The organism is Bacillus sp. JJ1474, assembly GCF_036965225.1.
In the GTDB taxonomy this organism is placed as follows: Bacteria; Bacillota; Bacilli; order Bacillales; family Cytobacillaceae; genus Cytobacillus.
In genome coordinates this window covers 21,840-22,191 of the sequence record NZ_JBALPC010000075.1, presented here as the reverse complement: position 1 = coordinate 22,191, position 352 = coordinate 21,840, and the positions used below count along the sequence as shown (strand labels likewise).

1 protein-coding gene is annotated in these 352 nt (G+C 36.9%); it reads right to left on the bottom strand.

The features are described 5' to 3' along the window. Positions 1 to 15: 15 nt before the first annotated feature. On the bottom strand, positions 16 to 315 hold the full coding sequence (locus V7164_RS11045) for a metal-sulfur cluster assembly factor (protein WP_335348388.1): 300 nt from the start codon (positions 313 to 315) through the stop codon (positions 16 to 18). Positions 316 to 352 lie beyond the last annotated feature (37 nt).

The window sequence follows — 352 nt, the reverse complement described above, 5'->3', positions numbered from 1 at the left end:
GGCGCTTCCGCTTTTCTATCTGCCTAATTGACTTTTGCCTTCAGGAGTCATTCGGTCTGGTGTCCATGCAGGCTCCCAGACGAGATCAACATCCACATATTTAATTTCTTCCATTTCTTCAATACAATATTTAACCCCGCTGACAATACTGTCATGAAGAGGGCAACCTGGGGTTGTTAATGTCATAGTAATAATGACAATTCCATCTTCAGGAATTTCAATTTGATAAATGAGTCCTAAATCTACAACATTAATATTAAGCTCAGGATCCAAAACCCTACGCAAGTTGTTCAATACTTTATCTTTTAATTCCATAATAAACCCCTCCTATTATTTTTTTACAACCTTTACA